This window comes from Vibrio sp. 10N.261.54.E10 (assembly GCF_002877735.2).
Lineage (GTDB): Bacteria > Pseudomonadota > Gammaproteobacteria > Enterobacterales > Vibrionaceae > Vibrio > Vibrio crassostreae_C.
Window position 1 is genome coordinate 700,649 of the sequence record NZ_MCXE02000001.1, and the last position, 23,860, is coordinate 724,508.

General features: G+C 45.5%; 22 protein-coding genes, 7 tRNA genes and 1 other RNA gene. 16 read left to right on the forward strand and 14 right to left on the reverse strand.

Annotation, left to right across the window (positions count from 1 at the left end):
* Positions 1–21 precede the first annotated feature (21 nt).
* The 4 genes from menB to BCU07_RS03060 all read left to right on the forward strand — a co-directional run bounded on the left by menB (position 22) and on the right by BCU07_RS03060 (position 3,802).
* A complete protein-coding gene (gene menB, locus BCU07_RS03045) occupies positions 22–888 on the forward strand; it encodes a 1,4-dihydroxy-2-naphthoyl-CoA synthase (protein WP_017064079.1) in 867 nt (288 codons plus the stop codon).
* A 75-nt stretch (positions 889–963) separates the two neighbouring features.
* The gene (gene menC, locus BCU07_RS03050; protein ID WP_102429110.1) at positions 964–1,971 is read left to right on the forward strand and encodes an o-succinylbenzoate synthase; all 1,008 of its coding nucleotides are present in this window, start codon (positions 964–966) and stop codon (positions 1,969–1,971) included.
* A 64-nt stretch (positions 1,972–2,035) separates the two neighbouring features.
* Positions 2,036–3,469: an o-succinylbenzoate--CoA ligase gene (menE, locus tag BCU07_RS03055; protein WP_102429111.1), complete on the forward strand. Its 1,434-nt coding sequence runs from the start codon at positions 2,036–2,038 to the stop codon at positions 3,467–3,469.
* A 165-nt stretch (positions 3,470–3,634) separates the two neighbouring features.
* The gene (locus BCU07_RS03060; protein WP_017068947.1) at positions 3,635–3,802 is read left to right on the forward strand and encodes a hypothetical protein; all 168 of its coding nucleotides are present in this window, start codon (positions 3,635–3,637) and stop codon (positions 3,800–3,802) included.
* A gap of 133 nt (positions 3,803–3,935) precedes the next feature.
* Here BCU07_RS03060 and BCU07_RS03065 read toward each other — a convergent pair whose 3' ends face one another.
* From BCU07_RS03065 to BCU07_RS03075, 3 genes are all read right to left on the reverse strand, one after another.
* Entirely contained in the window at positions 3,936–4,856 is a 921-nt protein-coding gene (locus BCU07_RS03065; RefSeq protein ID WP_017060176.1) for a YeiH family protein, read from the reverse strand.
* Positions 4,857–5,002: 146 nt separating this feature from the next.
* Positions 5,003–6,877 carry an MFS transporter gene (locus BCU07_RS03070; protein ID WP_102332809.1) on the reverse strand — a complete coding sequence of 625 codons (1,875 nt, stop codon included), beginning with the start codon at positions 6,875–6,877 and terminating at the stop codon, positions 5,003–5,005.
* Between the two features lie 17 nt (positions 6,878–6,894).
* Positions 6,895–7,485: a TetR/AcrR family transcriptional regulator gene (locus tag BCU07_RS03075; protein WP_017064073.1), complete on the reverse strand. Its 591-nt coding sequence runs from the start codon at positions 7,483–7,485 to the stop codon at positions 6,895–6,897.
* Positions 7,486–7,681: 196 nt separating this feature from the next.
* On the opposite strand from BCU07_RS03075, the gene BCU07_RS03080 reads away from it, so the two are divergent.
* Positions 7,682–8,590 carry a Tim44 domain-containing protein gene (locus tag BCU07_RS03080; RefSeq protein ID WP_017060179.1) on the forward strand — a complete coding sequence of 303 codons (909 nt, stop codon included), beginning with the start codon at positions 7,682–7,684 and terminating at the stop codon, positions 8,588–8,590.
* Positions 8,591–9,081: 491 nt separating this feature from the next.
* On the opposite strand, the gene BCU07_RS03085 is transcribed toward BCU07_RS03080, so the two are convergent.
* The 7 genes from BCU07_RS03085 to BCU07_RS03115 form a co-directional block, all read right to left on the reverse strand.
* A tRNA-Tyr gene (locus tag BCU07_RS03085) sits at positions 9,082–9,166 on the reverse strand.
* Between the two features lie 102 nt (positions 9,167–9,268).
* Positions 9,269–9,353 (reverse strand) — tRNA-Tyr (locus tag BCU07_RS03090).
* A 102-nt stretch (positions 9,354–9,455) separates the two neighbouring features.
* Positions 9,456–9,540: transfer RNA gene (locus tag BCU07_RS03095), tRNA-Tyr, on the reverse strand.
* Between the two features lie 102 nt (positions 9,541–9,642).
* Positions 9,643–9,727: transfer RNA gene (locus BCU07_RS03100), tRNA-Tyr, on the reverse strand.
* 102 nt (positions 9,728–9,829) lie between these two features.
* Positions 9,830–9,914: transfer RNA gene (locus BCU07_RS03105), tRNA-Tyr, on the reverse strand.
* 102 nt (positions 9,915–10,016) lie between these two features.
* A tRNA-Tyr gene (locus BCU07_RS03110) sits at positions 10,017–10,101 on the reverse strand.
* 102 nt (positions 10,102–10,203) lie between these two features.
* Positions 10,204–10,288 (reverse strand) — tRNA-Tyr (locus BCU07_RS03115).
* Positions 10,289–10,676: 388 nt separating this feature from the next.
* On the opposite strand from BCU07_RS03115, the gene BCU07_RS03120 reads away from it, so the two are divergent.
* From BCU07_RS03120 to BCU07_RS03130, 3 genes are all read left to right on the forward strand, one after another.
* Positions 10,677–11,753, forward strand: coding sequence for an efflux RND transporter periplasmic adaptor subunit (locus BCU07_RS03120; protein WP_017064071.1), 1,077 nt, complete (start codon positions 10,677–10,679; stop codon positions 11,751–11,753).
* Entirely contained in the window at positions 11,753–14,866 is a 3,114-nt protein-coding gene (gene vexH, locus BCU07_RS03125; protein ID WP_065584122.1) for a vibriobactin export RND transporter permease subunit VexH, read from the forward strand. Before BCU07_RS03120 ends, vexH begins: the two co-directional genes overlap by 1 nt.
* Before the next feature lie 141 nt (positions 14,867–15,007).
* Positions 15,008–15,328, forward strand: coding sequence for a DUF1244 domain-containing protein (locus BCU07_RS03130; protein WP_004736423.1), 321 nt, complete (start codon positions 15,008–15,010; stop codon positions 15,326–15,328).
* A gap of 91 nt (positions 15,329–15,419) precedes the next feature.
* Here the strand turns inward: BCU07_RS03130 and BCU07_RS03135 are convergent, their stop codons facing one another.
* The gene (locus tag BCU07_RS03135) at positions 15,420–16,487 is read right to left on the reverse strand and encodes a PLP-dependent cysteine synthase family protein (protein ID WP_061022810.1); all 1,068 of its coding nucleotides are present in this window, start codon (positions 16,485–16,487) and stop codon (positions 15,420–15,422) included.
* Positions 16,488–16,616: 129 nt separating this feature from the next.
* Here BCU07_RS03135 and BCU07_RS03140 point away from each other — a divergent pair, with 129 nt between their 5' ends.
* Positions 16,617–17,090 (forward strand): Lrp/AsnC family transcriptional regulator, encoded by a 474-nt coding sequence (locus tag BCU07_RS03140; RefSeq protein ID WP_017062025.1) that lies wholly within the window; start codon positions 16,617–16,619, stop codon positions 17,088–17,090.
* An 89-nt stretch (positions 17,091–17,179) separates the two neighbouring features.
* Entirely contained in the window at positions 17,180–17,845 is a 666-nt protein-coding gene (locus tag BCU07_RS03145) for a hypothetical protein (protein WP_102429113.1), read from the forward strand.
* Positions 17,846–17,978: 133 nt separating this feature from the next.
* On the opposite strand, the gene tesB is transcribed toward BCU07_RS03145, so the two are convergent.
* A complete protein-coding gene (tesB, locus tag BCU07_RS03150; RefSeq protein WP_029235187.1) occupies positions 17,979–18,839 on the reverse strand; it encodes an acyl-CoA thioesterase II in 861 nt (286 codons plus the stop codon).
* A gap of 168 nt (positions 18,840–19,007) precedes the next feature.
* On the opposite strand from tesB, the gene BCU07_RS03155 reads away from it, so the two are divergent.
* Entirely contained in the window at positions 19,008–19,448 is a 441-nt protein-coding gene (locus BCU07_RS03155) for a YbaY family lipoprotein (protein WP_017058951.1), read from the forward strand.
* 75 nt (positions 19,449–19,523) lie between these two features.
* On the opposite strand, the gene BCU07_RS03160 is transcribed toward BCU07_RS03155, so the two are convergent.
* Positions 19,524–19,826 (reverse strand): MGMT family protein, encoded by a 303-nt coding sequence (locus BCU07_RS03160; protein ID WP_048609271.1) that lies wholly within the window; start codon positions 19,824–19,826, stop codon positions 19,524–19,526.
* 214 nt (positions 19,827–20,040) lie between these two features.
* Here BCU07_RS03160 and BCU07_RS03165 point away from each other — a divergent pair, with 214 nt between their 5' ends.
* Together BCU07_RS03165 and ffs are read left to right on the forward strand one after the other, a co-directional pair.
* Positions 20,041–20,784: a hypothetical protein gene (locus tag BCU07_RS03165; RefSeq protein WP_017064066.1), complete on the forward strand. Its 744-nt coding sequence runs from the start codon at positions 20,041–20,043 to the stop codon at positions 20,782–20,784.
* Between the two features lie 196 nt (positions 20,785–20,980).
* Positions 20,981–21,077: signal recognition particle sRNA small type (gene ffs / locus BCU07_RS03170), an RNA gene on the forward strand.
* A gap of 85 nt (positions 21,078–21,162) precedes the next feature.
* Here ffs and BCU07_RS03175 read toward each other — a convergent pair.
* Positions 21,163–21,501 (reverse strand): hypothetical protein, encoded by a 339-nt coding sequence (locus tag BCU07_RS03175; protein WP_102429114.1) that lies wholly within the window; start codon positions 21,499–21,501, stop codon positions 21,163–21,165.
* A gap of 237 nt (positions 21,502–21,738) precedes the next feature.
* Here BCU07_RS03175 and BCU07_RS03180 point away from each other — a divergent pair, with 237 nt between their 5' ends.
* From BCU07_RS03180 to BCU07_RS03190, 3 genes are all read left to right on the forward strand, one after another.
* The gene (locus BCU07_RS03180; RefSeq protein ID WP_004736410.1) at positions 21,739–22,572 is read left to right on the forward strand and encodes an AraC family transcriptional regulator; all 834 of its coding nucleotides are present in this window, start codon (positions 21,739–21,741) and stop codon (positions 22,570–22,572) included.
* Positions 22,573–22,719: 147 nt separating this feature from the next.
* Positions 22,720–23,448, forward strand: a complete 729-nt coding sequence (locus BCU07_RS03185) for an AzlC family ABC transporter permease (protein WP_004736409.1) — start codon at positions 22,720–22,722, stop codon at positions 23,446–23,448.
* A 2-nt stretch (positions 23,449–23,450) separates the two neighbouring features.
* Complete coding sequence (locus tag BCU07_RS03190) at positions 23,451–23,780, forward strand: AzlD domain-containing protein (protein ID WP_102429115.1); 330 nt, start codon at positions 23,451–23,453, stop codon at positions 23,778–23,780.
* Positions 23,781–23,860 lie beyond the last annotated feature (80 nt).

The following is a 23,860-nucleotide window of genomic DNA, read 5'->3' on the forward strand; positions in this document are numbered from 1 at the left end:
AATAGAACAATGGGAATCATCATGGCTAAAACAGTAGGCATCACAGAAGAAGAACTTTACGCAGCCGTTAACTGGCGCGATGAAAGCAGTCAATATGAAGATATTCAATACCACAAGTCTGATGACGGTATTGCGAAAATCACGATTGCTCGCCCTCAAGTGCACAATGCGTTCCGTCCACAAACCGTAAAAGAGATGATCAATGCACTGGCTGATGCTCGTTATGACGAGAAAGTTGGCGTAATCATTTTGACTGGTCTTGGTGAGAAGGCGTTCTGTTCTGGTGGTGACCAAAGTATCCGTGGTGACTACGGCGGTTACCAAGATGACTCAGGTACGCACCACTTGAATGTACTTGATTTCCAACGTCAAATTCGTACTTGTCCAAAACCAGTTATCGCAGCGGTATCGGGTTGGGCAGTCGGTGGCGGTCATGTACTTCACATGATGGCAGACCTTACTATTGCAGCTGAAAACGCGCAGTTCGGTCAGACGGGTCCTAAAGTGGGTTCTTTCGATGGCGGTTGGGGTGCTTCTTACATGGCTCGTATCGTTGGTCAAAAGAAAGCACGTGAAATCTGGTTCTTGTGCCGCTTCTACGATGCACAAGAAGCACTGGACATGGGCCTTGTAAACACCGTTGTTCCTGTTGCTGACCTAGAAAAAGAGACAGTTCGTTGGTGTCGTGAAGTGCTTCAACACAGCCCAATGGCACTGCGTTGCTTGAAAGCGGCACTGAACGCTGACTGTGATGGCCAAGCAGGCTTACAAGAGTTAGCTGGTAACGCAACCATGATGTTCTACATGACAGAGGAAGGCCAAGAAGGCCGCAACGCATTCAACGAGAAACGTCGACCGGACTTCGACAAGTTCCCGCGTAATCCATAGTCTTTCTCCTCTTCAAAATGAGTCGCTAATAGCGGCTCGTTTTGTTTTGATGTTCCCCGTTTTTTAGGAAACTTTATGAACTCAGTGAATTCTCAGCGTCACGCTAAACTTTACCGTTATCAATTACCTATGGATAGTGGTGTGGTTCTTCGTGACAATAAGTTGAACGAACGTGTTGGCTATATCATCCAACTTGAGTGTGATGGTAAAACTGGTTTTGGCGAAGTTGCGCCTTTGCCCGGTTTTAGCCAAGAAGATGCCGAACAAGCTGGCATTCAGCTTCAACACGAATTAGAGCTTTGGAGCCACAATAAGCCTCAAACGCCTTTCGACGAGCTGTATCCTTCTGTCGCGTTTGGCTTTTCAATGGCGATGATGGAATTGCGAGGCGATCTTAACGCTCAAGGTAACTACCAAGCGGCGCCTTTGTGTACAGGCGATCCAGATGAACTGATTCCTGTATTGAATGAGATGGTAGGCGAGAAGGTCGCGAAAGTGAAAGTCGGCCTCTACGAAGCGATTCGCGATGGCATGTTGGTTAGCTTATTCCTTGAGTCGATCCCTGATTTGACTCTAAGACTTGATGCCAACCGTGCGTGGAAGCCAGAGAAAGCGAAGCAATTCATTAAATACATTTCGCCGTCAATGCGCCAGCGTATAAGCTTTATCGAAGAGCCTTGCCAAAAGCCAGAAGACAGTTTGGCCTTTGCCATTGACCATGGTGTGGCGATTGCGTGGGACGAGACACTGCAAGAAGCGGTGCGCAGCCCGGAATTTGATCTTAGCGACCTTACTGGTGTTAAAGCAGTCGTGATCAAGCCAACTCTTATTGGTTCTGTCGAGCGTTGCGTGGCAATCATTGAGCGAGCACAGAAGCTTGGAATGAAACCTGTATTGAGCTCAAGCATTGAGTCGAGCCTAGGTCTGACTCAGATTGCTCGTCTGGCGCAGCAATATTTGCCAAATGAAGTGCCGGGGTTGGATACGATTGGCTTGTTCAAGCAGCAGCTAGAGGTTTCTTGGCCGGGCTGTCAGTTGTCTGTCTCTACGCTTGAAAAGCAACAATTGATTTGGTCTTCTTAGACCGAGCTATTTGAATGGCTATTTAGTTAGCTTAACAAGTTCTTAATCTATTTTTGGTTATCATATGATGCGCCCACAATCTAATCATCCCCCGCTCTGGGTAAAGTGGGCGCAGCAAAACCCACTTCAACCAGCGTTAGTGACCACTCACCGCACTTATACTTGGCAGCAAGTGTTTGTGTTGGTTAGTGAGTACCAACAACAGCTATCTCATCAAGGCCTATCTGAAGGTGATGTACTGACGATTGTTGGTAAGAATCAAGCTGAAGTGATCCCTGTTTATCTTGCCGCACTCAATTTGGGTGTGGTTTGTGCGTTTACGATGCCTCAGCCTAGTTTACGCCTGAAGCAAAAGCTCGATTCCTTATATCAAGCAGATCAACAGAGCTACCTTTGGCTCTTGGGCAATAGCGGAATAGAGCAATCAGAGACTGCCGATTTGAATACTCAGTTGGTGACCTTGCCTTGCCTAAGTGAACTGAAGTTTGATGGTGATGATGAGCAGATAACGACACCTCAAGAATCCAATTTCAATCCGCAAAATCTAGCGAGCATCGTATTCACTTCAGGTTCTACCGGAAACCCAAAAGCGGTCGCTCATACACTTGAGCAGCACCTATGCTCTGCGTCAGGGCTGCTTGAGGTGTTTCGTTATCAACAAGGTGACACGTGGTTACTGAGTTTACCTATGTACCATGTGTCGGGGCTGGCGATAGTTCATCGTTGGTTGGCGGCTGGTGGTTGCATCAAAATAGGCACAGGTCAGCTTGAAACCGATATAGAAGAATGCAGTCATGCTTCATTGGTCGCTACTCAACTACATCGATTGTTAAAGAGTAAGCAAGCACTTACTTTAACGCATGTACTTTTGGGTGGTAGTCATATACCAGAAGCACTTGGGCTCGAAGCTCAACAAATGGGCATCGAAACATGGCTTGGATACGGCATGACTGAAGCGGCTTCAACCGTGACCGCGAAGCCCGTTGATGCCGGCAGCACCGCCGGTTTTGTCCTTAACCATCGCCAGCTAAAAATTGAAGAACAACGTATCTTTATTGGTGGCGAGACGCTCGCGTCCGGGTATTACTATCAAGGTAACTTAACGCCATTAGTTGATAAGAGCGGTTGGTTTGATAGCAAAGATCTTGGTGAGTGGCTTGGCGAACAAGTGTCGATTATTGGCCGTGCCGACAACCAGTTTATTTCTGGTGGTGAGAACATTCATTGCGAAGAAATTGAGCGAGTACTCAATCAATTGTCTGAGGTTAATCAGGCTTTTATTGTTCCCATTGAAGATGATGAGTTCGGATTTCGACCTGCAGCGATTGTCGATTGTGCTGAGTTGCCAACCAAAGAGTGGTTTATCGAGCAGTTAACTGGTCGTCTTGAACGGTTCAAATTTCCTATTGAGTATTATCGAATGCCTCAGCAGGAACAACATGGTATTAAGGTTTCGCGCGCTGGATTGGCCTCTTGGTTGTCTCAGCATAGGAGTTAAAGGTAAGCGCTTACCTCGACGTTATTTGCGAAGTTGTTAGGTGACTAAGTTGTCAGGCGGTTAGTTAATTTAGCAATTAGATAGTTCAAAACAGAATTTATTATCTTTATAACCATCCATCATAATAAGCCATATAAATAACGGATTATAGAATAAGGTCTTATTATGAAAATTGCCCTCATCATTGCGGTTTTACTGCAGATAGGCCAAGCGATCATCTCATCGGGGTTGACTCGTTCGTTGGCTGAGCTCACCGCATTTGTGTTGGTTGTGGTACTTGTTTTAATGAAAAGAGAGAGCAAGAAGAGTGATAAGCCCCTGTTTGATTCGTGATTGTTACAACAAAGAATACCCTTACCACAAACGATAAAGGCAAAGCCCATTGGAGCTTTGCCTTTTTGTTTTGTTGCTCGCTAACTTGAGTGTCTAGTTCACCGAACAAACATCTAAAGCGTTTCTATGCGGGCTAAGCGAGAGTTAACCACGCCAATGAACCCGTTGAGATCATGACCCACATTGTAATACCAAACATCAGTGGTTTCGGCCCTGCCGCTTTTAACTTCTCAACTGAAATACCACAGCCAATTAAGAACAAACACACGACCAGTGCTCGCTTAGACACATCAAAGATTCCTTGATAGACCATCTCAAATTGTGGCAGTAAGTCACTCACCGCGATAGCGGCGCAATAGAAGAAAATGAAGTAGGGAACCGTAATCTTCTTTTGATCGTTCTTGAAGATCATCGCACTAATTAAAGCGATTGGGATGATCCAAAGTGCGCGAGCGAGCTTCAATGTTGTCGCTGTCGTCAGTGCTTCTTCGCCATACGCTGAAGCTGCACCTACTACAGAAGACGTATCGTGAATCGCTATCGCTGCCCAAGTACCAAATGTTTGTTGGCTGAGCTCAAGCGCGTGACCAATCATCGGGAATAAGAATAGAGCAACCGAGTTCAACACGAATACGGTAGCTAATGCCAAGCCAATCTGTTCATCGTCTGCTTTGATCGCGGGTGCCACTGCTGCTATCGCGCTACCACCACAAATCGCGGTACCAGAAGATATAAGATAGCCCGTAGTGCGGTCTAGCCCCATTTGTTTCGCCAAGAACCAACCAATGACTAATGTACCGATAATCGTCGTTACAATGAGCCCAATACCATCGCCTGTTACTGCTAATGCTTTTTCAAACTGAATACCAAAACCCAAGCCAACAATAGAGTAGGCCAGTAGCTTTTTGGTAAGCTTGCCGACTTCCAAGTGTTCAGGGACTAATCCTAAACTAGCAAGCAGGAAACCGATAACCAGGGCTGTCGGTGAGCTAACCCAAGGCGTTAAGCAAAACAGTGCAGCAAGATAAAATGGAACGGACTTTTTTAGGTTCATTGTATTTAGAGTCTTGTTTTGTTGTGGCGTTATTGTGATGAGACCACTATACGTTCAATAAAATGATAAGTAAGTCTAAATGAATTGAACAAACGTTAAGGAAAACTTAACGCTTGTTCAACTGATATGAATAAAGGGCTGGTTAACTAGCGTAATGATCCGCGAAGGTCAGAGACTGACTGTCGAAGCGTTTCACAAGAGGCTTGTTTAGGTGAAATCGGCTCACCAGCTTCTATCTCTAGCTTAGTCCAGAAGCGAGTGGGTAACCCTTTGCAGGCACGGCCTTTGTAACGACTAAAGTAGCTACCCCATAATCCTTTAAGAGCCATAGGAATCACTGGGACAGGGGAACGTTTGATGATCAGCTCCATACCACGCATGAACTCAGCCATTTCGCCATCAGAGGTGAGCTTTCCTTCTGGGAAAATACACACGATGTGACCTTCATGCAGGGCACGCTCTACTTCTTTGAAAGCGTTTCGAATCGAGTTGCGGTTGGTCGCGGAGATTGGAATCACCCCAGCTCTTTTCAAGAAGCGTCGAATTGGCGGCAACTTGGTGTAATCCTCTTCCATCACAAAACGGATCAAGCGAGGGCAAACCGCACTCAGCAGCAGTGCATCCATATAACTCACATGGTTGCAGACAATCAACGCACCGCCCTTTTCTGGCAGGTGATGTAAGTTCTTATGTTTAACTCTGTACATGGTGTGAGTGACCACCCACGTAAAGAAGCGGAAAGCGTAGATAGGCACCTGATAAAACAGGTACAGCATCACCAAAGTGTTGCCCACTGCGAGCAAGATAAACAGCTGCGGAATTGAAAGCTCTAGAACACTAAGGCAAACAATACCTAAAACCGCACTTCCCACCATGAACAGTGAGTTGTAGATATTGAGCCCGGCAATCACTTGGGCACGCTCGTCGGGCTTGGCACGTAACTGCATCAGTGAATACAGAGGAACAATAAAGACACCGCCAGAGATACCCAGAAGCAGAAGGTAAGCAAACAGTGGCCACAGCTCTGAGTAGGTTACGAATTGATGGAAAGAACTAAAGTCAGGCAAAGACTCCGGGATGGATATCGCCATCAGAAGACCGAAGATCGAGATACCTAAGCTGCCCATTGGCACGATGCCGATTTCAATTCGGTGATTAGATAACTTATCACAAGCTAAAGAGCCGATTGCAATGCCTACCGAGAATAGTGCCAGTAAAAAGGCGACGGAGCTTTCAGTGCCGTTTAGATGCAGTTTAGTGAAGTTGGGAAACTGAGTTAGGTAAGCCGCACCAAGGAACCAGAACCAGCTGATAGACATCAGAGCTTGAAAGGTCGGGCGATCTTTTTTTGCAATCGCCAGTGTCGCGCGGGTCAGTTTTACAGGTTGCCACTTTACTTTAAGGTCTGGTGCATTACTTGGCGCTTGTGGGATAAACCAGCTTGATACATAGCCAAGCACGGCGAACGAAACAATACACACCGCAGCAATGAGCTTCGCGCCTTCTTCAGATGCAATGATGCCTGCGCCGAGAGTACCAATCAGGATCGCTAAGAATGTACCTGTCTCGACGAGAGCGTTACCAGATACCAGTTCTTTTGTTTCTAATTGTTGTGGAAGCAGGGCGTATTTCACCGGGCCAAAGAAAGCACTCTGCGTTCCCATAAGGAACAGGAGCAGAAGTAATATTCCGTAGCTTTCGTAGATGAATCCGATCGCACCCAGTGACATGATCACTACTTCGAGGAGCTTAACTTTACGGATAAACCACGATTTTTCGTATTTGTCGGCCAGTACACCAGCTAAAGCTGAAAATAGGAAGAAGGGCAGAATAAAAAGGCCTGCGGCCAAATTAATGAATAGATTGCTGGAAATAGGCAGCGTGTCTACGCTTGCGAAAGCAACAAACAGTAACAGGACATTTTTGAATATGTTGTCGTTAAAGGCTCCTAGAAATTGGGTAATAAAGTAGGGTAGGAACCTTTTTTGCGTTAACAGCGAAGATTGGCTGCTGTTGTTCATTGTCTTTCCTTGGATGATTACCAGTTGGTTAAGTAGTTTGAGACTAGGTTATTGATCAGCTCTTTACCATCAATAGGCTCAGAGGCGAAAAATTTATCATCAACGCTAAGTAGAGTAATTCCGTGTACTCCAGACCATAATACACGGCTGGCTTTAACGACTTCGCTTTTCGTATGTTCAGGAGCAATCGCTACTAGCAACTGCTCTAGCATGCCTGTCATTCTATCGATGCGGTTCGATTGCCATTCAGGAAGGTTTTCACCGTTCATGTTGTGCTCAAAGATAAGTTGCCAACGGTGAGGGTGTCTCTGTGCAAAATCGTGGTAGCAGTAGGCTAGGTTGAATAGAGCTTGTTGAGGGTTGCTCGATTGTTCAACAGCTGCAGCGGATTCTGACGCCAGTTCATCTAATGTTTGAGCGACCACATGCAAAAGCAGTAGGTTGTAGTTACCAAATACATTTACTAAGGTACTTGGAACGTAACCAATCATATTGGCGATTTTACGTAGACTTAGCTCGTGATAAGAGTGCTCTTCTAAGAAGTCGGTTACCGTTTTTAAGGTTAATTGCACTAATTGTTCGCGAGTATGATCGTTTCGTCTTGCCATGGGTACTTTCTATTAAATGAACATCGTTCAATATTTTAATGCTGCCCCTGAGTGCCGTCAATCCCTTCGCTAGTTTAGTAATCAATTAATAGCCGCAATATTATGATACATGTGTAAACACGGTGAATATTTCATTGTTCTTTGTTAACGAGTATGATTAAGGTGTCGAAAGATAAAAAACCTATAAAGGATAATAATGAAACGATTTTTCTCACTAGTCGCGATCCTGTTGGTAACAGTCGCGGTGACGCCAATCGCGGAAGCGAAAAAGTTTGGTGGTGGTAAGTCATTTGGCAAAAGCTTTAAAACGGCTCCAGCACCAAAACAACAAAACACGAATTCGATCCGTCAAGATCAAACAGGTAAGAACACAGCAGCTAACTCTAGCAAGAAAGGCCTTATGGGCGGTCTGCTAGGTGGTTTACTTGCTGGTGGTCTTTTAGCTGCATTCTTTGGTGGCGCATTTGAAGGTATCCAGTTCATGGATATTCTGATCATGGGTCTGATTGCTTTCCTAGCGTTTAAATTCCTACGTGGAATGTTGGGCGCGAAGCAGGGCTCAATGAATCAGCAGAATGCACGTGGCCAACAGCCAGCATTCGGCGGCATGGGTCAGAACAAGTTTGAACAACCTAAGCAACAACCAAATGTTCATAACTTCGAGCAAGCACAACCTCAATCACAAGGCACTGCTGGTGGTTTCGGTTTTGGTGCACAAAGCGATGTTCCACATAACTACCCACCGGGCTTTGATCAAGCGGCATTCATCAACGGTTCTCGTGAGCACTACCGTACACTGCAAGGTGCATGGAACCACAATGAGCTAAACACGATTGAAGAATACGTATCTCCAAGCCTATTTGAAGACCTAAAAGCTGAGCGTAATAAGCTAGACGGTGATCAGCACACAGACGTAATGTACGTTGATGCTGAAATCGTTCGCGCAGACCACGATGGTAGCAAAGCACAGCTAAGCCTTCAGTTTAGCGGTCGTTACCGTGACACAGCGGATGGCGTTGAAGAAGATATCACTGATATCTGGCACCTAGAGCGTGACCTAACAACTAACAATGCACCTTGGTTAATTGTTGGTATTCAAGGTTAATTCCAGGATTTAACTCAACATCAATAGGATGTAGTTATTCGGAATGACACCAAATAATAGAAAGCCTCTGCTGAGAAATCAGCAGGGGCTTTTTTGCGTCTAATGATATGTATCTTAGTTAAAGATTGGATTAACCTGAGACTAACTAACTGATTTTATTTGGATATAATGAGTAATGACAAAGTTCTTTGAACCCGTATTGGAGCCTGAGGTTACTTTGCAGCAGAAACAGATAATTGCGAACGAATGCGAAGAACATGTATCGAGCAATTGTTTAGGCTGCGCTGCTTATCTGGTTTGTGAGCGTCATGCTGAAGTATGGGATCACTGATGTTTGAATGATTTAGCTCGATTAGTTATTTGTAGTAGCGGGTTAGTGTTTAGGAAGTTGAGGGTTGTTTTAGAAGACACGTTTAGTAAGAGATAAAGCTCAGAAACGAAAAAAGCCAACTCAATGAGTTGGCTTTTCGATTTTCCAATTAAGGAGAATATGGTGGAGGGAGACGGATTCGAACCATCGAAGGCAGTGCCGGCAGATTTACAGTCTGCTCCCTTTGGCCACTCGGGAACCCCTCCAGGGTGTGTCTTACTCTTCACAAAGTAAGCCTAAATTGATGTTTTCCCATAAGCCCATCAATCAGGTTGTTCTCTTAACTCTCGAAAGAGGTAAGAAGAATATGGTGGAGGGAGACGGATTCGAACCATCGAAGGCAGTGCCGGCAGATTTACAGTCTGCTCCCTTTGGCCACTCGGGAACCCCTCCAGGGTGTGTCTTACTTTTCACAAAGTAAGCCTAAATTGATGTTTTCCCATAAGCCCATCAACTAGGTTGTTCTCTTAACTCTCGAAAGAGGTAAGAAGAATATGGTGGAGGGAGACGGATTCGAACCATCGAAGGCAGTGCCGGCAGATTTACAGTCTGCTCCCTTTGGCCACTCGGGAACCCCTCCAGGGTGTGTCTTACTTTTCACAAAGTAAGCCTAAATTGATGTTTTCCCATAAGCCCATCAACTAGGTTGTTCTCTTAACTCTTAAAAGAGGTAAGAAGAATATGGTGGAGGGAGACGGATTCGAACCATCGAAGGCAGTGCCGGCAGATTTACAGTCTGCTCCCTTTGGCCACTCGGGAACCCCTCCAGGGTGTGTCTTACTCTTCACAAAGTAAGCCTAAATTGATGTTTTCCCATAAGCCCATCAACTAGGTTGTTCTCTTAACTCTTAAAAGAGGTAAGAAGAATATGGTGGAGGGAGACGGATTCGAACCATCGAAGGCAGTGCCGGCAGATTTACAGTCTGCTCCCTTTGGCCACTCGGGAACCCCTCCAGGGTGTGTCTTACTCTTCACAAAGTAAGCCTAAATTGATGTTTTCCCATAAGCCCATCAACTAGGTTGTTCTCTTAACTCTCAAAAGAGGTAAGAAGAATATGGTGGAGGGAGACGGATTCGAACCATCGAAGGCAGTGCCGGCAGATTTACAGTCTGCTCCCTTTGGCCACTCGGGAACCCCTCCAGGGTGTGTCTTACTTTTCACAAAGTAAGCCTAAATTGATGTTTTCCCATAAGCCCATCAATCAGGTTGTTCTCTTAACTCTTAAAAGAGGTAAGAAGAATATGGTGGAGGGAGACGGATTCGAACCATCGAAGGCGGAGCCGGCAGATTTACAGTCTGCTCCCTTTGGCCACTCGGGAACCCCTCCAGGGTGTTTTTCCTAACTCATAATGGATAGGCTAAAGAGATGTTTTTCCCAACGCATCTCTCAAGTGCGGAGCGCATCATAGCAAACACGTTAAACCTGTAAAGAGTTTTTCTTATGGTTTTGTGTTGAATGCTGCCTTTTTGGGCAAAGATGGCGAAAAGTACGCATATTGCTCGGGAAGTGAACATCTATACTAAGGTTTACGTAGTGATAGGTAACACCTTGAGGTAACTCGCTTTCTACATTGTGTTTGGTTTATGCAATTCGCCAAGAAACGTAAATGGAATTTAATCTAGATTTACACTTCTTGACGTTACAGCATTCATCAGTTGATAGAATACGGTTAATTTCATTTATAGATATTAAATCTCACTTGCAGACCATTATTATGAAGCATAAATCTGTTTTAACCCTGCTTAGCTTGTCTATTCTTATGGCGTCTCCAGCCGCACTAGCTAAACGCATGGGCCCTAGTACTGTCACTGTTGTTACTGAGCAAGTTGATATTCACCAAGTTAGCCAATCTCTTTCTTTGGTAGGTAAGTTAGAAGCAGAACAATCTGTGATCATTACCTCTGAAGTAGCGGGCAGAGTTGACTCTATCAACATCAAAGCCAATCAAGATGTCACCAAAGGGCAGATGTTGGTTCAATTAGATGACGACAAAGCAAAAGCGGCAGTTGCAGAAGCGCAAGCTTATCTAAAAGACGAGCAACGTAAGCTGGCGGAATTTCAACGCCTAGTGAAACGTAACGCGATCACGCAAACTGAAATTGACGCTCAGAAAACCAATGTAGAGATCGCCAATGCTCGTTTAGCTGCTGCAAATGCCAACCTGAAAGATCTTCACATCAGCGCGCCATTCTCGGGCACGGTCGGTTTTATCGACTTTAGCCGCGGTAAAATGGTGACAGCCGGTACTGAACTCGTAACTCTAGATGACCTATCGGTAATGCAATTAGATCTGCAGATCCCGGAGCGCTACCTTTCTAAACTGTCTAAAGGTATGAAAGTAACGGCTCGTACTAGCGCATGGGGCGACACTCAGTTCACTGGTACTGTAGTAGGCATTGATTCTCGTATTAACGCTGAAACCTTGAACCTTCGAGTTCGAATCCACTTCGACAACAATAATGATTATCTAAAGCCAGGTATGTTAGTGGCGGCGGATATGGACTTCCCACCAGTGGAAGCGCCAATCATTCCAGTTCAAGCGCTTGAGTATTCAGGTACGAAGCGTTTCGTTTATGTTATCGACGAAGATAATAAAGCAACTCGTACAGAAGTTTTCCTTGGGGCACGTATCGATAACGAAGTCGTGATCGACAAAGGCATCGAAATTGGCCAGAAGATCGTGGTGCAAGGTATCGTGAACATGCGTGACGGCGTCTTGGTTCAAGAGCTTGCCGTTAATCGCCCAGCTGATGCAGCAAGTGATAAAAAAGCACAAGAAGGCGCTAACTAATGTTGTTATCTGATGTTTCTGTAAAGAGACCAGTAGCGGCCGTCGTATTGAGCCTACTATTGGTTGTGTTTGGTATTGTCTCTTTCAATAAGCTCGCGGTTCGTGAGATGCCAGATATTGAAAGCCCGGTAGTATCGATCAGTACTCGTTATGAGGGTGCGTCTGCCACCATCATTGAAAGCCAAATAACCTCCAACCTTGAAGACCAGTTATCCGGCATCAGTGGTATCGATGAGATCGAATCCACAACGCGTAACGGTATGTCGCGTATCACGATTACTTTTGAGCTTGGTTACGACCTCAATACCGGTGTGAGTGATGTTCGTGATGCTGTAGCTCGTGCGCAGCGTTCATTGCCAGATGAAGCCGACGACCCAATTGTTTATAAGAACAATGGTAGTGGTGAAGCTTCGGTCTACATCAACTTAAGTTCGACGGAGATGGACCGAACGCAGTTAACCGACTACACCGAACGTGTGTTGATTGACCGCTTTAGTTTGATTTCTGGCGTGAGCTCGGTGGATATCTCAGGTGGCTTGTACAAAGTAATGTACGTGAAGCTGAAACCTGCGCAGATGGCTGGTCGTGGCGTTACTACTTCGGACATCACTTCTGCGTTAAACAGTGAGAACATTGAAAGCCCGGGTGGTGAAGTACGTAACGATGCGATTGTGATGTCGGTTCGTACCGCTCGTTCATATACCCAAGCTGAAGATTTTGAGTACCTTGTTGTTAAGCGTGCCTCTGATAACACACCTATCTACTTAAAAGACGTTGCTGATGTTTACATTGGGGCAGAAAACGAGAACTCGACCTTTAAGAGTGACGGCGTTGTTAACGTTAGTATGGGGATTGTGCCTCAGTCAGATGCGAACCCACTTGAGGTTGCTGACTTGGTCCATAAAGAAGTCGAAGCAATTCAAAAGTTCTTGCCAGATGGTACTCGTTTAGCTGTCGATTATGATTCAACTGTCTTTATCGATCGTTCGATCTCAGAGGTTTACAGCACACTCTTTATTACGGGTGGTTTAGTTATCCTCGTGCTTTACGTCTTCATTGGTCAAGCGCGTGCAACGCTGATTCCAGCAGTGACCGTTCCTGTATCGCTAATCTCGTCGTTTATTGCGGCGTACTACTTCGGCTTCTCTATCAACTTGATTACCTTGATGGCACTTATCCTGTCTATAGGTCTGGTGGTTGATGACGCTATCGTAGTGGTTGAGAACATCTTCCACCACATTGAACGTGGTGAATCGCCACTGCTTGCGGCTTATAAAGGGACGCGTGAAGTAGGATTCGCGGTAATCGCAACAACGCTTGTATTGGTGATGGTATTCCTGCCAATCTCGTTCATGGATGGCATGGTCGGTCTCCTGTTTACGGAGTTCTCGGTACTGTTGGCGATGTCGGTGATCTTCTCGTCGCTAGTCGCATTGACGTTAACACCGGTTCTGGGTAGTAAAATTCTGAAAGCGAACGTGAAACCAAATCGCTTCAATCGATTTGTAGAACGTGTGTTTGGCAAGCTAGAAGCCGGGTACAAAGCGGTATTGCGCCGTGCTTTAAACTGGCGTTGGGCAGCTCCAATCATCATTATCGCGTGTATGGGCGGTAGCTATGGCTTGATGCAACAAGTGCCGTCGCAACTGACGCCTCAAGAAGACCGTGGTGTTATCTTTGCGTTTGTTCGTGGTGCTGATGCAACCAGTTACAACCGTATGTCTGCCAATATGGACATCGTTGAAGAGCGCCTAATGCCGCTGCTTGGTCAAGGTTTCTTGAAGTCATTTAGTATTCAATCACCAGCGTTTGGTGGTAATGCGGGCGACCAAACGGGCTTCGTTATCATGATCCTGGAAGATTGGGATGAACGTGATGAAACCGCTCAGGAAGCGTTGAACGAAGTACGTAAATCTTTAAATGGTATTCCTGATGTACGTGTATTCCCATTTATGCCGGGCTTCAAAGGTGGTTCAAGTGAGCCTGTTCAATTCGTACTGGGTGGCTCTGATTACTCTGAGCTTCAGAAATGGGGCGAACTGTTAAAGCAAGCGGCTGAAGACTCTCCAATGATGGAAGGTGCGGACATCGATTACTCTGAGAAAACACCAGAGTTATTGGTAACCGTAGATAAACAACGTGCAGCCGAGCTAGGCGTTAGCGTTTCGGATATTTCAGATACGTTAGAGATCATGCTTGGCGGCCGTAGTGAAACCACTTTCGTTGACCGTGGTGAAGAGTATGACGTATACCTTCGTGGTGATGAGAACAGCTTTAATAATGCTAATGACTTGAGCCAAATCTACATGCGAACTCAGTCTGGTGAGCTGGTTACACTCGATACGTTGACGCACATTGAAGAAGTGGCATCCTCGATTCGTTTGTCGCACTACAACAAGCAGAAATCGGTGACCATCAAAGCGAACCTAATGGAAGGCTACACGCTGGGTGACGCACTTGATTTCCTTGATGAACAAGCGATTGAACAGCTACCGGGCGATATTTCAGTGAGTTACTCTGGCGAGTCAAAAGACTTTAAAGAGAACCAATCAAGTATCTTAGTGGTATTTGCGCTAGCGATGCTGGTCGCGTACTTGGTACTGGCCGCGCAGTTTGAAAGCTTCATTAACCCGCTGGTGGTGATGTTCACTGTACCTATGGGTATCTTTGGTGGCTTCTTAGGTTTGGTGTTGATGAATCAAGGGCTCAATGTCTACAGCCAGATTGGTATGATCATGTTGATCGGTATGGTGACCAAAAACGGTATCTTGATCGTAGAGTTTGCTAACCAACTTCGTGACCGTGGCATTGAGTTTGAAAAGGCGATCATTGATGCTTCGGCTCGACGTTTACGTCCAATCTTGATGACGGCGTTCACCACACTAGCCGGTGCAATCCCATTAATTACTTCAACGGGCGCAGGCTATGAAAGCCGAGTGGCAGTGGGTACGGTTATCTTCTTCGGTATGGGTTTCGCGACACTGGTAACTCTGTTCGTAATCCCTGCGATGTATCGACTGATTTCTGGCTCAACACGCTCTCCGGGTCATGTGGAAGCGGTTCTAAATAAAGAGCTGAGCCATGACAACGTGGGAAGAAGCAGTCACGGTTAATGAACACGCACGGCTAATGAACATGGAATAGTGTAACAATATTGAAAAGCCTGCGTTTGCTCCTAGCGAATGGCAGGCTTTTTTTGTATAACAAACAGAGCTCAACGAATTAATACAATAAATCGAATAAAGGAAAGTAAAGTGGCTGAATTTAAATACAAAGATCTTTCTCAAGAAGAACAAGATAAGCTAGATGCAGCAACCTTTCGTCGCCTGTTAGCACACCTAGACAACAATAAGGATGTTCAGAACATCGACCTTATGATCTTGGCTGGCTTCTGCCGTAACTGTTTCAGCAAGTGGTATAAAGCGGAAGCTGAGCAACAAGGCCTAGACTTGGATATCGATGACGCTCGTGAGCGCGTATACGGCATGACTTACGATGAGTGGAAACAAAACCATCAGCCAAAAGCGACACCTGAGCAACTAGCGGCGTTTGAAGCGAAGCAGAAGCCAGAATAATTTGTTCTCGCTAGAAATTGATGAATAGAATAAACCAAAAAAGAGCCCATCAAGGGCTCTTTTTATTTTTGCGTCGGTGTTTGTTCTGTGGTTAAGCCAACTCACCCGTTTGCGAGAAAGCTTCTAGCTTCGCTGCATAAGGTTGTAGGTCACCGATATTCAGATTTACCCACTCGTCATTGAAGTAAGTGTCTAGGTAACGTTCACCGCTATCACATAGCAAAGTCACGATAGACCCTGTTTCGCCACGCGCTTTCATCTCACTGGCTAGCTGAAGCACACCGTACATGTTAGTACCGGTTGATGCGCCAACCTTGCGACCAAGAATTTCAGATAACCAATGTGTCGTTGCGATACTTGCTGCGTCTGGGATTTTTCGCATTTCGTCAACCACACCAGGAATGAAGCTTGGCTCTGCTCGTGGGCGACCAATACCTTCAATCTTGCTGAATGTATTGCCTTTCACGTTCGCATTGCCTGTTTGGAAGTATTCGTGGAATACAGAGTTTTCAGGGTCGACAACACAAAGCTTAGTTTCATGCTGTTGGTAGCGAATGAAGCGGCCGATAGTTGCAGAAGTACCGCCAGTACCTGGGCTCATTACTACCCAAGCTGGAACTGGGTGATCTTCCATCTGCATTTGATTGAAAATCGAGTTCGCTATGTTGTTGTTACCACGCCAGTCGGTTGCGCGCTCAGCGTAAGTAAATTGGTCCATGTAATGGCCATTCAGCTCTTCTGCTAAACGACGTGACTCATCATAAATTTCATCTGATCGGTCAACAAGATGCGCTTGGCCTCCGTAGAATTCAATCTGCTCAATTTTCTTCTTCGCTGTGCACTTTGGCATCACTGCGATAAACGGAAGACCTAGTAGGCGAGCAAAGTACGCTTCAGATACCGCAGTGCTACCCGATGAAGATTCAATGATCGTTGTTTCTGGGCCAACCCAACCGTTACAGATAGCGTATAAGAACAGAGAACGCGCTAAGCGGTGCTTCAAAGAGCCCGTTGGGTGTGTGCTTTCATCTTTAAGGTAAACATCAATGCCTTCGATACTTGGTAGTTCGAGCTTGATAAGGTGCGTATCCGCTGAGCGTTGGTAATCGGCTTCAATTTTACGAATCGCGTTATTAATCCATTGATGGTCAGTGCACATAAGCGTTCTCCTGATCGAGTGTAGGAATTCTTTGTAATTGGTATGGTTCTAATTTAGCTACAATTGGAGAGAAAAACTTTGCCATATTTGCTTTGTTTTGCTTAAATTGTAGAAAATTATTCTCTTTAAATGCGATTTGGTGAAAGTGTGATAGATGCCGTAGATAAAAAAATATTAGGGTTACTGCAAGAAGACAGCACCCTGTCATTGAACGATATTTCTGAAGCGGTCAATCTCACTACAACGCCTTGTTGGAAAAGGCTTAAGCGCCTCGAAGAGAACGGCATTATTGAGAAAAGAGTTGCACTGCTGAACCCGGAAAAGCTGGATCTTTCCTTTACTGCGTTCGTATTGGTGAAAACCAGTGATCATTCTCATGAGTGGTATGGTCGTTTTGTGAATACTGTGTCGGAATTTCCAGAAGTGATGGAGTTCTATCGCATGGCTGGCGAATATGATTATATGATGAAGGTTCAGGTTAAAGACATGAAGTGCTTTGATGATTTCTATAAGCGCTTGGTGAATAGCATTGATGGTATCTCTAATGTGACCTCGACGTTTGCGATGGAACCATTGAAGTACACGACAGCATTGCCGCTTTAAGCTACGCCTAGTTACGCATTAACAATCGTCTGAGCTTAACTATCGTCTCAGTTTAGATATCGCCTCTGCGATAAAGAAAAGGATTATTCATGTTTGCAAAAGTATCTACCGCTATCCAGCTGGTACTGGCGGTCGCCATTTTTTACTTGGGTTACACCATCTACTCATTGACTAATAAAGTCGGTGAAATCGTTGATACTTACCCGCAAGTTATCGAAGACATATCGGGCCTCACCAAAGGGCTCAAAGTAGAAGAGCTATTAGCGCTTGCAGAACATGTCAGCGATCTTGCTCCTCAAGTTTTGAACACAGTCGAAGAGGTCAGAAAGACGATCGATGATGTGAATCAAACCGTAGCCTCGGTCGACAACAAAATCCCTGCGATATTAGATGAAGTGAAAAATGTTCGAACGGAAGTCGAGCAGGTAAGAATCGATGTTATTCCACCAACATTAACTGAATTAAAGAGATACCGCGTAGACGTAATGCCACCAATGCTCGCTGAAAGTAAGTCTTACCGCGAACAGACTATTCCTGTCATCGTCACGGAATCTGAAATGCTACGAGCGGAAGTCCCAGGTATTTTGGCACAAGCTAATTTGTTAGCTGATAAGAGTAAGGAACTCGCTCAGGGAGCCGCTGAGGGCGCGGTGAAAGGCGTAGTGTTATCGCCATTTAACCTTCTACGAGACGCAGGTGATGGCATTAAAACGCGAGTTCAAGGCGAGTTTGAGCCAACGTTAGAAGTTGAGTAGGTTTTATTGATTTTTGCGTGACGAGTTTTCTTAAGCGTCATTAAAGAAAGAGGCTAGGTATTAAACCTAGCCTCTTTTTGTTTGTGCGTATTTGGGGTTTGTAAGAAGCGTTTATCCGCTATTTATTTGAGTGCTATTTAGTAAAACGCATCACACCTTCTTGTACTGCTGTCGCTACCAGCTCACCTTTCTGGTTGAAGATCTCGCCGCGCACTAGGCCGCGAGTGTTCGCTGCCGTTGGGCTTTCAATCGCATAAAGCAGCCATTCGTCCATTTTGAATGGGCGGTGGAACCAGATTGAGTGGTCAATCGTCGCCACTTGAAAATTTGGCGTCATGATAGAGACTTCATGTGGGTGAAGCGCCGTCACTAAGAATCCCCAATCCGATGCGTAGGCAAGCAGGTATTGGTGGATCAAGTGGTTGTCTGGCATCGCGCCATTCGCTCTTACCCAAAGGTATTGTTTCGCTTCCGTCTTCTTAGGTTTCAGTGGGTTTACCACCGTCACCGGACGCATCTCAATCGGCTTTTCGCCACAGAAGGTTTTGCGCAGTTTCTCTGGTAAGAATTCCGCAATGTGGCTCGCTAATTCAGTTTCTGAGGCAAAGTTCTCTGGTCCCGGAATATCAGGCATTGAAATCTGGTGCTCAAACCCTGGCGCATCGCCATGATAAGAAGCAGTGAGATAGAAAATAGGGCGGCCATTTTGAATCGCTTTTACACGGCGTGTGCTAAAGCTGCGTCCATCTCGTAGGTTCTCAACATCGTAAATGATTGGCTTTTCAGGATCGCCGGGAAACAGAAAATAACTGTGGAACGAGTGAACACTACGGTCGTCTTGAACGGTATAACGAGCAGCAGAAAGCGCTTGTCCCAATACCTGACCGCCGTATACCTGTGGTAGGCCTAGGTTCTCACTTTGCCCACGGAATAAACCTTCTTCCAGTTTTTCTAGCTGAAGTAAACTTAGTAATTCTTGTAAAGGTTGACTCATCGCCAGCATTCCTCTTCGTAAAATGGGTGTCAGATTATGGTGTTAATCATTTAGCTTAGTCAGATATCTGTCAATAAATCATAGGGTTTCGAGACAGAATATGAAAGCTCTCTTATAATTGCTGAGTAGATTTGCCGAGTCCGGCAAACATGTTGAGAGAAATTGAATATGAAAAAGGCTCTAATTCTTATTACGTCTTTAGTATCGTTTGGCCTACTTGTTGGTTGCCAAGCAACATCAGAAACGAGCGCTTCTCAGGAAGTGGTTGCAGAGAACACTCAAGTGATTTCAGGAACAGTAAGCTACCGTGAAAGAATTGCATTGCCAGAGAATGCAGTGGTTACCGTTACGCTAGAAGATATCTCACTGGCTGATGCACCATCGACGGTTATCGCAACTCAAGAGTTCACCACAGACGGTAAGCAAGTACCGTTCGCATTCGAGCTGAGCTACGACAACGACAAAATTAAAGCTAACCACCGTTACAACATGCGCGCATCGATTCATGTTGACGGTAAACTGCGTTTCATAACGGACACGATTAAGTCAGTAATTACTGATGTAGAAAATACACAGCAAGCAGACCTACGTTTGGTTGGTGTTCGTTAATCAGAAATCGATGCCACTGTTAAGGCATCTTGATTGGCTTAACTTAGCCAGTTGAATTGACGATTAGTGGCAGCTCTAGGGCTGCCATTTGTATATTCTGAGTTTGATCTTTCCTGCATCACTCACCTCAATCCCTTCTTTAACCAAATGCTGCTTTTGTCGGTCGAACGAATCACCCTTTAAAGAGATTTCACCCTTGCTGTTTATCACTCGATACCAAGGCAGTTTGCTACCTTCTGGCAGGTTACCCAGCGCTTTACCAACATGGCGCGCATAGCCCGGAAATCCTGAAAAACGTGCTATGTCTCCATAAGTTGTTACTTTTCCATATGGAATTTGGTGAATCACAGCAAAGATTTGGCTCAAAAATTGGTCCATACTAAATGTTCCTAGTTCATAAATACCAATCACAGTAAGTAAGTGTTCAAAAATAGCGCAGGGAAAAAGCTTGAGAGCAAGGCAGATTTTGTTGATAAGTAGTCATTCTCCAATCAAAAAATCTAACGAGGTTATCGAGTTTTTTAACAAGTTAGGGTGACCAGTTAATTACTACGATTGGTATGGTACCACGGATCGGTAGAAGGAGAGGGCTATGGTATTTACAACGTTTCAGTTCTTGATCACCACATTATTAGCGGTTGTTTGCGCGAGAGCAATCAGTTTAAGTGAGGGAGATATCCCGGTGCTTGCAATGGTAATTCCTGCTTTATGGATTTTACCGCAGGGGGGCATAGCAGGATTAGCTTTGCTTGTTTCCATGACCACTTATGGTCTAACCCTTCCTTTGCAGCCTATCACGCTGTCTGTCAGTGCGTGGGTACTATTCCCGTTATTGATGGTGGTCTTCTCAAGACGCAGTAGTTTGTCGGTCGTGATTATTTCCGGCTTGATTGTGACTACTTTGCAGGTCGGGATCATGGTGACACAATCAGCAGGCAAGCTTGAAGGTGTCCCGTGGGTTACCACACTTCAAACCTTATCAATCATCGTGATTTGGTGGGCGGCAAATCATCTTAAGCCTGCCAGCCGACACAGCTGGTGGTCATTAGGCTTAATACTTCCATTATGGATAGCCGATTTACCTTATGCCGCTTTGGTTGCCTTGTGTGTAACGGGCATCATGGCATCGATGGAAACGCTGACGCGCTTGAAAACCTTCCGCTGGAATAAACTACTGTGTTGGACACTGCCAACGGTCGGTTTTGCGGCTCTGGTGATTACTCCAAGCATCGAAGTACCGAGCCCAGTCTTTGTGGTGTGGTTGTGTCTATTAGGTACCGCGTGGATGACAGACTACATCATTCGCACAGAAGATAACGAAGACATCGATATCTAGTACTCCAGCAATCCAAACCTTCCAAATGCAGGTAAATGGTGAATTTACCTGCGATTTTCTAATGGTTTGAATAAAGGATAAGCACTTAGACCGCAATTGTTCAAAAATAGGGTGGAAGGGCTTGCAATGGTTGCTGTGATGCTTAATAATCCAATCACTCTTTGAGGCAAGCCTCTTAGAAAACGAATCTATGGGGGCCTGGTCCTCCCGCAACAATAGCTCGTGAACTCGGTCAGGCCTGGAAGGGAGCAGCCGCAGCGAGTGACTTGTGTGCCGGGATGTGGCTGGGTTCCCACCCCTTAAAAAAGCCGCTCTTTATGAGCGGCTTTTTGCTATCTGCAGTTTGCCTTTTTCTTGTTCAGGAATGTTTCATCTTTCTCAATTCGCAGGCAGCACAACAGCAGATGCTTCTTCCTCTGAATCTTCTTTGTTTTCTACTTGCTCAGCAACCCAGTCAATTGTCTTTGTTAGATAAAGCTTGTTGGTTTCGGTGTCACACCAACTCTTGGATAATCCTCTTCGATTGAATTCACTGCCAATTGCTGCGAGTGTCTGGTTGCTTGAGCGCCCGTAATACAAGGTGTCGCACAGTTGCAGGTCCGACATCGATTGAGGATATGTATTGACTGACGAGGAGTTCATGCTCAGTGCTTTGGATTGGTTATGAGTGCACCCTGCTAGGCTCAGGAAAAAGAAAAGGATCAGTGTATTTTTCATGGTGTATCAGATCTGTTGCCGATGATTTGAAGAGAGTATTGCCATGATTGCCCCACTAATTTGTCAATTTCTCGCCAACTAGTCATAGACCAAGACTTTCCTCCCAGTTAGAAAGCGTTATTAAGCCAACGATAAAAACAGTATTAACAAACAAAAGCGCAATTTTGTACAAAAGCTGAAAGAGCCTATAGAGTAGACTGATAAGTCGCTCGATAATTAACAGGCTTGGGAATTGTTATGGAGAACAAGAAACGCTCTAAAGAAAAGGCCGAATATAAGATCACAGAAGAGCTCGGTGGCCTTGAAACCCTTAATGCTGAATACGAAAAGCAGAACTTCTCGCGCCACAGCCATGAGGGCTATACGCTTGGGGTTATTGAGCAGGGCGCTCAGCGTTTCTATCGAACGGGCGGGCATCATATAGCACCACAAGATGCGATCATTCTGGTCAATGCCGACGAAGTTCATAGCGGTCACTCTGCCACTGAAGGTGGTTGGGCATATCGAGCCATGTATCCACTCCCAGAGCAACTTGCCAAGATCACTCAAGAGCTTAACCTACCGAACTACGGCGCGCCTTACTTCCCAAGAGCGGTTGTTGAAGACCCTGAACTCGCCAATCAATTGAGATTAGTCTTTAACACGATTGATGAATCTGACAATCGCTTGTTAAGAGAAACCTTGATGTACGGAATGTTGGTTAAACTGATTAGCCGACACGGAAAATCGCCGCTTAACCCTCAACTCGATGGGAAAACTCAGCGCCAGCTTGTCTTAGTGAAAGAGTTCTTAGATGACTTTCCACAAGCCGATGTGTCTCTAGAAGAACTCTCTAAACTGGCGGCATTGAGCCCGTTTCACTTAGTGCGTTCTTTTCAAAAAGAGTTTGGTCTTCCGCCACATGCGTATCAAATCCAATCTCGGTTAAGGCTTTCGCGTAAGTTATTGAAACAAGGACATACCATTTCTGATACCGCGCAAGAGTGTGGCTTTCATGATCAAAGCCATTTTCATCGACACTTCAAAAAGGCCAATGGCTACACGCCGGGGCAATACATCAAAATGCTCTAAACTTGCTTGGCTAAGGCATGGCTAACTTGTGTTAAGTGCGGTTAAGTGTGGCAAACAGAGGGGCATGAAATCGAGCAAGTTTGTACAATCGAACCGACTCAACTCCTCTTACATTGAATAGCGAATGTGAAGAGAGAAAAGAACTATATGGATAGTGAAACAATGGATAGACGAACACAGTTATGGAAAGGCGTTTTAGCGGGAATGCCTTTGAGTATTGCGGTAATCCCTTGGGGAATTCTAGCCGGTTCATATGCGATAGATGCTGGATTGAGTCAGCTTCAAGCGCAAGCGATGTCGGCTATTCTATTTGCTGGCTCTGCACAACTTGTCGCTGCGGGTATGTTTAAAGCGGGTATTGGTCTAGGCACCATGTTGTTGACCACCTTATTCATCACGTCTAGACACTTTCTGTATAGCGTATCGATGCGTGACAAAATCAGCCATCTTCCTGCGCGTTGGCGTCTATTACTCGGATTTTGGCTCACCGATGAGCTGTTCGCGATTTGTAGTGGGCAGTCTCAGAAAGAATTTAATCGCTGGTATGCTGCGGGTGTAGGCGGCGGTTTTTATCTCGTTTGGAATATTGCGAGCTTTGTCGGCATTGTCGCGGGAAGCCAAATTCCTTCACTCAATGAAATTGGGCTCGATTTCGCGGTCGCAGCAACCTTTATCGCCTTGGTGTTCCCATTAATCCGAACTCTACCCGTCGTGGTGTGTGTGGTTGTTTCACTGGTCACTTCGGTTGCCATGTCGGTTAACAATATTGAGGGCGGGCTAATGATTGCAGCGATTGCCGGTATGTTAGCGGGCTTTATCAGCGAATCGTTCCAAGAGCGAAACAACGGCAACAAGACAATTGTGGAGGGGAAATAGAGATGATTTGGTTTACGATATTCCTTATGACAGCGATTGTTTTCTTTAGTCGGTATCTGTTTCTAGAGCCAGCAATCCCGCTTCGATTAAATCAAACCACGCGTCGCCTGTTACGCTATTCAAGCCCAGCTGTGCTTACCGCAATTTGGGGGCCGATTGTATTTGCACCAGAGCAGACATTTTGGCCAAGCCTTGAAAACCCATACTTGATAGGCGCGCTGGTCACAGGTCTGTTGATTTGGAAAACAGGCAATGTGCTGCTAACGATTGGCGTCAGCATGGCGGTGTTTTTATTCTATAACCTTGTCGCGGTTGATTACCTTTTTCATTGATACGTAGCTCAATTGATACGTCGTGTCACGCCATTAGTTATCCTCGTTTCAAGTGTATGACTCATTACTTGAAACGAGTG

Coding starts and splice junctions, on each gene's coding strand:
- BCU07_RS03190 (WP_102429115.1), top strand. CDS start 23,451: ATGATTTGGTTTACGATATTCCTTATGACAGCGATTGTTTTCTTTAGT.
- BCU07_RS03075 (WP_017064073.1), bottom strand. CDS start 7,485: ATGGCAAGACGAAACGATCATACTCGCGAACAATTAGTGCAATTAACC.
- BCU07_RS03145 (WP_102429113.1), top strand. CDS start 17,180: ATGTTTGCAAAAGTATCTACCGCTATCCAGCTGGTACTGGCGGTCGCC.
- BCU07_RS03135 (WP_061022810.1), bottom strand. CDS start 16,487: ATGTGCACTGACCATCAATGGATTAATAACGCGATTCGTAAAATTGAA.
- BCU07_RS03175 (WP_102429114.1), bottom strand. CDS start 21,501: ATGAAAAATACACTGATCCTTTTCTTTTTCCTGAGCCTAGCAGGGTGC.
- BCU07_RS03065 (WP_017060176.1), bottom strand. CDS start 4,856: ATGAACCTAAAAAAGTCCGTTCCATTTTATCTTGCTGCACTGTTTTGC.
- BCU07_RS03160 (WP_048609271.1), bottom strand. CDS start 19,826: ATGGACCAATTTTTGAGCCAAATCTTTGCTGTGATTCACCAAATTCCA.
- BCU07_RS03165 (WP_017064066.1), top strand. CDS start 20,041: ATGGTATTTACAACGTTTCAGTTCTTGATCACCACATTATTAGCGGTT.
- BCU07_RS03080 (WP_017060179.1), top strand. CDS start 7,682: ATGAAACGATTTTTCTCACTAGTCGCGATCCTGTTGGTAACAGTCGCG.
- vexH (WP_065584122.1), top strand. CDS start 11,753: ATGTTGTTATCTGATGTTTCTGTAAAGAGACCAGTAGCGGCCGTCGTA.
- BCU07_RS03185 (WP_004736409.1), top strand. CDS start 22,720: ATGGATAGTGAAACAATGGATAGACGAACACAGTTATGGAAAGGCGTT.
- BCU07_RS03120 (WP_017064071.1), top strand. CDS start 10,677: ATGAAGCATAAATCTGTTTTAACCCTGCTTAGCTTGTCTATTCTTATG.
- BCU07_RS03060 (WP_017068947.1), top strand. CDS start 3,635: ATGAAAATTGCCCTCATCATTGCGGTTTTACTGCAGATAGGCCAAGCG.
- menB (WP_017064079.1), top strand. CDS start 22: ATGGCTAAAACAGTAGGCATCACAGAAGAAGAACTTTACGCAGCCGTT.
- BCU07_RS03180 (WP_004736410.1), top strand. CDS start 21,739: ATGGAGAACAAGAAACGCTCTAAAGAAAAGGCCGAATATAAGATCACA.
- menE (WP_102429111.1), top strand. CDS start 2,036: ATGATGCGCCCACAATCTAATCATCCCCCGCTCTGGGTAAAGTGGGCG.
- menC (WP_102429110.1), top strand. CDS start 964: ATGAACTCAGTGAATTCTCAGCGTCACGCTAAACTTTACCGTTATCAA.
- BCU07_RS03155 (WP_017058951.1), top strand. CDS start 19,008: ATGAAAAAGGCTCTAATTCTTATTACGTCTTTAGTATCGTTTGGCCTA.
- BCU07_RS03140 (WP_017062025.1), top strand. CDS start 16,617: ATGCGATTTGGTGAAAGTGTGATAGATGCCGTAGATAAAAAAATATTA.
- BCU07_RS03070 (WP_102332809.1), bottom strand. CDS start 6,877: ATGAACAACAGCAGCCAATCTTCGCTGTTAACGCAAAAAAGGTTCCTA.
- tesB (WP_029235187.1), bottom strand. CDS start 18,839: ATGAGTCAACCTTTACAAGAATTACTAAGTTTACTTCAGCTAGAAAAA.